A 5,875-nucleotide genomic window follows, 5' to 3' on the forward strand; every position below is an offset into this window, starting at 1 on the left:
GAAGGAGATGCCACTGCGCATCCCGCCAGACTCGCAGCACGGACTTCAAACCGAAACCCCGGACGGACGCAACCGTCAGTGCTCAACCACTAGAGCAGCATCCGATCACGCTGCCATCGGCCGCTGCTCCAGGTTTCTGATTCTGCCGCATTGTCTGCGGCGAACCGGTGTCCACTTCGCCGGAAAATGCTCTAGCTGCTCAACAACCTTTTGTGGCGTTTTCCTACAATTACCTTGCCGTGCGTTTTGATCACAAGATATTGGCAGAGCGCCTCGGACTGCGCTGAGTGCACGCATTAAGGATGGTACACGTGTCAGAAGACAGTCAGGCCGAGCAGCCCGATCTCATTGATCTTGCGGCAGACATTATCTCCGCCTACCTTTCCAAGAACAATGTGCCGTTGGCAGAGCTGCCGGGCCTTATCGCGTCCGTACACGCCTCACTGACGCGCCTCACCGAACCGGTCGCGCCGCCAGCCGAGGATTTCAAGGTGACGGCAGCTCAGATCCGGAAATCCATTACGCCAGATCATCTCATCAGCTTCGTCGACGGCAGGCCCTACAAGTCGCTCAAGCGCCACCTGAACGCGCAGGGCACGACACGGGACGACTACCGCGCGAAGTGCGGCCTCGGGCGAGACTACCCTATGGTTGCAGCGCGCTACGCCGCGCAGCGCTCCGAACTCGCCAAGAGTCTCGGTCCGGGGCAGATCCGTGGCAACCGCCGAGCTGCCACCAAAGCCGCCGAGAAGCGGGCAGCGCCTGATCCCGTGATCTCTGCGCCGATCGAGAAGGCGAAGTCCAACAAGAAGCTAAGTCGAGCAATGATGGTCGCAGCGGCCGCGGAATAGCGTGACGTACCAAGGGCAGGGGGCCGGGCGCACCCTGCCGCTCAGGGGTACTTGGCTCCTCTAGAAAGGCGTCGCGATCGCGGTCCGCGGTGTATGCTGAGCTTCGGCATTCTCGCAGCATAACGTCCGTCGGCTGCTCACACCGAAAGGAAGCTCAATGGCTCGCATACCCTACGCCGACACCAATCGGCCCGAGACGGCCGAACTGGCCAGCCGCATCGTCGCCGAGCGAGGTGAGATTCTCCATCTCTACGCAATGCTGCTCCACAGTCCGCCAGTGGCTGAGGGCTGGCTGCACTTCCTCACCGCGATCCGCCAACGTTCGACCCTCTCTGGCGCCCTGCGCGAACTCGTGATCCTCCAGGTCGCCCATCTCAATGGCGCCCGCTACGAAGCTGAGCAGCACACGCCCATTGCCCTGCGCGAGGGGCTAACACGAGAGCAGGTCGAGGCACTCCCGGATTGGCCAGACGCCGCAGTGTTCGATGACGAGCAGCGCGTCGTGCTGGCTTATTGTGATGCGATGACACGCCACGTCCACGTCGAGGCTGCCGTGTTCGAGGCGCTGCGCCAGCATTGCGACCCGCGGACGATCGTCGAGCTGACGGCCACGATCGGCGCCTACAACATGGTCTCGCGATTCCTTGAGGCGATCGGCATTGCCTCCACCGACGATAAGGGGAGCGGACACGTTCTCGCCTTCAGTGATGGGCGAGGAACTCCAGCACCACTGCGTTGAAACGTTCAGGGTTCTCGCGGTTCATCGCGTGTGCCGCATTCGGGATCACAACTGGCGCGGGGATCGCGGCATTGCAGCCGTGGGCAGCAGTGAAAGCTTCCGGGTAGCGCCTCGGGCTCCGCTCACCCGTCAACGTCAGGATCGGGAAGCTGAACTTGGCGATGTCCGCGCAGGTGAGATTGCCCCGCTCGCCGCTGTCCACACCCGTGCCCATGTTGTCGAGCAGGATCTGGCGCTGCGCTTGAGAGCGCTTCGCCCACGTTCCCGGACCGCCTAGACCGTCCGTGAACTCTTGTGCAGCCTTTTCGACGTTGCCGTCCGCCAGATTGCGTCGCAAACCACCAATCAACTCCTTGGTCTCAGCAGCCATCTTCTGGCTCTCCGGCGTGTCGAGTAGCAGGCGCTCCATTCCGCTCGCATCCTCCAGGATCAAGGTCTTGATCAACTCAGGATGTTCCTTGGCAACCATCAGGACAACGGCCCCGCCGCGGGAATGTCCGAGCAGGTGTATCTTGCCCAGCCCCAATTTCTGGATCAGAGCCGCAACGTCTGCCGCGTGCTGAGTGACCGAGAAATCATCACCTTTTCCATCCCATTTCTCCGGATAATAATGTCGGAGACTTAGAGAGATAACGCGGTAACGCTTGGCGAACTCTGGAACCTGGGCGTACCAGATACGATAGTCGTTCAGAGAGCCATGAACCAGGACAAGTGGAACGCCTGAACCGGTCTCTTGGTAGATGATCGGATATCCGTTCACCTCAACACTCTTGGCGCCCTCGGGAATCGACCGCTCTGCCCGTGCAGATGGAGCGGAAAGAACACCGAGAGCCAGTAAGACCGCGGCCACGATTCGCATACAGTCCTCCCCCCTCACCATGTCCAGCAAATTTGGCGCAGCCAGTTGCGTTTGTCACGGAGGGGTCGGCAGGGTTATCTTCCTACGCCGTCAACACGCCCGCTTCTTCGCATCCGAGGACATCGGCACGGGAGAGCCACACCTCTCGTTGCGATCTGCGGCGTAAGGGCATGAATGCTGGATGGATGCTTGACGCGGGCAATTACCTGCAAGTCATCACGCGCCTATGTCATATTCGGGCCGCATTTCGCGGGCTCAATGAAAGCTGTTAGGACAATGGATGCGACCGCATGGTGCCCCTCGTCACTGCGGATGAATGTATCTCACTGTTCTGGTAGGTGCGGCGCAAGGCCGTGATTATCGCCCCTTCGCCATAGGAGGGCCCAGTGTTTACTGATTATCAGATCCGTCAGTGGTTGGAAGAAAAAGCGGAAGAGAAGCGTCGTAGAGAGCAGCGACCGCAGCCGATCGCGCGGGCGTACCCGGGAGGCGGCAGCCTGATGATCACACCCCATTCGACGTCCGTCCGGTTTGGTGATGGCAGCGGGATTGGTTTGGTCAACGGACAAGTCGTGATCGATTGGGGCCGCAAGTAATCGCGCTTTTCACGCGAAATTACTTCTAATGATCAAGCTCTGGGGCCTTCATGGTCCCAGTTTTATGTGCGAGTTGCTCAACAAATAATAGCCTTATCTGTGCTCGATCACGTTACCGCGGACGCTTGCACGAGAGCTCCCAGCCGTCGGCGATTTTCGTCACGCTAGTGGATCAGGTCTGACGCTTGGCACCGACGGGCCAGGTCCGCTACGGGTCGAAGCAGTCCTGGAAGCCGTGCAGCGCCGGCTCGACACGGACCCTCACGCAACGCGAACGCGTCGGCAGACGGTCGAGCCCGTGTTCGGGACGCTCAAGAGCTGGATGGGAGCGACCCACTTCCGGATGCGGCGGTTGAGGAACGCGGCCACCGAGATGAGCCCGCAGGTCCTGGCCTACAATCTGAAGTGGGTGATCGCGATCCTCGGCACCGGACCACTCCCCGCCCTGCGGGCGTGAGCGCCCGCGGTACCTCGCGCACCATCACCGCTTCCCGCCAACACACCAAGCCGTGTTCTCACACAGCCTCCACCCGAAGCGGGCGCCACCAGCGGGTACCAAGCGTCAGGTTTGTATCACTAGGGACCAGTTCGCAGCATCAGGTACTCGGCTGTGTACGGCATCTCGGCTAGAGACCCGGCTGCATCGCAAGTGCCGATCATCACACCGCCGTGTGTGGCGACGCGCTGAACAGCCGAAATCGAGCTCAGCGCTCCTTCGCCGTCGTGGGACACGACCGCGAGCCGTATCCAGGGAATGTCATTCGGCTGCGGTGCAGGTTGATTGACGACGACGCGGCCAACGATCCGGCTGCCGTCGACGTGCTCCCAGGTCGGACCGGCGTAGTGTCGGCCGATGCGCTGTGTTCCCACGAACAGGTCCGCACGCGGCTCCTTGAACCTCCAGCTGAGTGCCCCGTCAGCAGCCGCGCGGCACTCGTAGACTTGAATCCCGGTAGCTGAGACCCGCAAAACAATCTGATCCTCTGCCGCTGACAGCGCTCCTAGCCCTTGAGCATACGCGGCACCAACGAGGAAGTAGATCGAGGAGAAAGCGACGACTCTGCGCATGATGTTCCTTATTTTCGAGCGAATAGTGCAAGTGTAGCGTAATGCGCGGAAGATAAGCGATGCAAGACCCACGAGCGCCGCACCGAAGTTGTCGTATGCTTCGGGGCAGGCCATGCCATGAGCAGGCACCCACTGACGCTGATCAAAGCGTCATCCGAAGCACGGCATCCACCATGGCGCCGTGCGAGCAACGGACAGGGACAACCGGGGCATGTTGTGCTCGCCTGCCCACCTCAAACAATGAAATCGATCACGCCGCCATCGACGCGCAAGGCGGCGCCAGTCGTCGCTGACGCCGCCGGCGAGGCGATATAGACAGCCATGTTCGCCACTTCCTCGACCGTGGCAGGGCGCCCAATGATCGAGGTCGGCCGGAGGGCTTTGACAAAATCGATGCCTGCCTGCTCCAGCGTCTTTCCCTGAGGAACTTGATCCTTCAGCATTTCTGCTACGCCCTCGGACAGGGTGGGACCTGGCAGGATCGAGTTCACGGTGACGCCCGTACCTGCCATCCGCTTGGCTAGACCCCGCGCCAGCGACACGTCGGCCGTCTTACTGACACCGTAGTGGATCATCTCGACAGGAATGTTGTAAGCCGACTCTGAGCCGAGGAAGAGCACCCGTCCCCACCCCTTCGCCGCCATGCCCGGCAGATAGGCGCGGGCGAGGCGCACGCCCGACATCACGTTCACTTGCCAATGGCGCTCCCAGACATCGTCGTTGGTCTCGAAGAAGTCGGACGGTTGGAAGATGCCGAGATTGTTCACCAGGATGTCGAAGGCTGGCTCGGCGGCGAGGAGCGCGGCCGCGCCGTTCCGGTTGCCGAGGTCGATGGCCTGCCCACGCGCTTGGCCGCCCAGGCGTGCGACGGCGGCGTCCACCTTGATCTGCGTCCGCCCATTGACGACGACAGTGGCGCCGGCCTCGTGCAGGCCCTTGGCGATTGCGAAGCCAATGCCCTCTGTCGAGCCAGTGACGAGTGCGGTCTTGCCGGAGAGATCGATTTTCATGACGAGCTCCTGTATCTACGTACGCTAAGAGTGATCAGACGATCTCGTCCAGTGCTGGATCGATATCCGGCTGCAAAGCGCTTCATGGCGGAGCCGAACTGCGGTCCGGCCGGAAGGCGCCGCGCCTTCACGGCGGCCCTGCTGATGATTCTACTGCGGGATCGGCTCCTGCGCCGAGCCCTTCGACCTGATCGCTCGCTTCCTGGCCGACGATCTCGCTGACGTGGAGCATCGCACCTTCCGCGACGCACCTGATTCGATCCTTGCGGCACTCGCGGCGTGCCAGGAGGCGGACCGGGCCTATGATGGCGCCCTCAACACCGGGACGCCGCCTGACCAGACGACCCGCCCGAGGCATTGGAACGACGCCGTGCGGCCGGTGGTGCGCTGTTCGCGATCTGGCGCGAGACGGTGCCGGCGACGCGCAGCGGGGTGAAGGCGCTGGCGCTACGCGACGCAGTTCCTGGACAAGCAGGGCGTCGACGACGAGGACGCTCGCGCCGTCCTGGGGCTGATCGCCAGGAGCCCGGCGCTGTGAGGCTGCTGTTCCTGATCGTCTCCCCGTTCGCCTGCCTGCATGCCCGGTTCACGGTCTGGCAGGTGGGGCGGGATCTCGACCGGTCCACATGGCACCACGGGGCGGGCGAGGCGTACCGCGCGAGGGTGGGAGCGAGGCTCGTCGTCATGGAGAACTGGCAGGAGCCAGATCGGCTGACGCCCCCTAGGCTGTGTGGACTCTTGGGGTTCACAAG

At 62.2% G+C, this 5,875-nt stretch carries 7 protein-coding genes and 1 pseudogene; 5 read left to right on the forward strand and 3 right to left on the reverse strand.

What is annotated here, in order from left to right; genetic code table 11:
- The first annotated feature begins 302 nt into the window (after positions 1-302).
- Both DT057_RS33670 and DT057_RS33675 read left to right on the forward strand, forming a co-directional pair.
- Positions 303-851 (forward strand): Ros/MucR family transcriptional regulator, encoded by a 549-nt coding sequence (locus tag DT057_RS33670; protein WP_128566361.1) that lies wholly within the window; start codon positions 303-305, stop codon positions 849-851.
- A gap of 157 nt (positions 852-1,008) precedes the next feature.
- Positions 1,009-1,590: a carboxymuconolactone decarboxylase family protein gene (locus DT057_RS33675; RefSeq protein WP_128566362.1), complete on the forward strand. Its 582-nt coding sequence runs from the start codon at positions 1,009-1,011 to the stop codon at positions 1,588-1,590.
- Here DT057_RS33675 and DT057_RS33680 read toward each other — a convergent pair.
- Complete coding sequence (locus tag DT057_RS33680) at positions 1,553-2,449, reverse strand: alpha/beta fold hydrolase (RefSeq protein ID WP_162501598.1); 897 nt, start codon at positions 2,447-2,449, stop codon at positions 1,553-1,555. The two genes, DT057_RS33675 and DT057_RS33680, sit on opposite strands and share 38 nt — an antisense overlap.
- 386 nt (positions 2,450-2,835) lie before the next feature.
- On the opposite strand from DT057_RS33680, the gene DT057_RS33685 reads away from it, so the two are divergent.
- Complete coding sequence (locus DT057_RS33685) at positions 2,836-3,045, forward strand: hypothetical protein (RefSeq protein ID WP_128566364.1); 210 nt, start codon at positions 2,836-2,838, stop codon at positions 3,043-3,045.
- 217 nt (positions 3,046-3,262) lie between these two features.
- Positions 3,263-3,502 (forward strand): annotated as a pseudogene (locus DT057_RS33690) (transposase); the annotation flags it as partial.
- Between the two features lie 119 nt (positions 3,503-3,621).
- Here DT057_RS33690 and DT057_RS33695 read toward each other — a convergent pair.
- The gene (locus DT057_RS33695; protein ID WP_162501599.1) at positions 3,622-4,113 is read right to left on the reverse strand and encodes a DUF3455 domain-containing protein; all 492 of its coding nucleotides are present in this window, start codon (positions 4,111-4,113) and stop codon (positions 3,622-3,624) included.
- A 233-nt stretch (positions 4,114-4,346) separates the two neighbouring features.
- The gene (locus DT057_RS33700) at positions 4,347-5,123 is read right to left on the reverse strand and encodes an SDR family NAD(P)-dependent oxidoreductase (RefSeq protein WP_128566366.1); all 777 of its coding nucleotides are present in this window, start codon (positions 5,121-5,123) and stop codon (positions 4,347-4,349) included.
- A 534-nt stretch (positions 5,124-5,657) separates the two neighbouring features.
- Between DT057_RS33700 and DT057_RS36300 the strand changes: the two genes are divergently transcribed.
- Positions 5,658-5,875, forward strand: a 218-nt coding sequence (locus tag DT057_RS36300) for a hypothetical protein (protein WP_203236455.1), incomplete at its 3' end; no start/stop codon positions are given.

Source organism: Methylobacterium crusticola, from assembly GCF_003574465.1.
Classification (GTDB): domain Bacteria; phylum Pseudomonadota; class Alphaproteobacteria; order Rhizobiales; family Beijerinckiaceae; genus Methylobacterium; species Methylobacterium crusticola.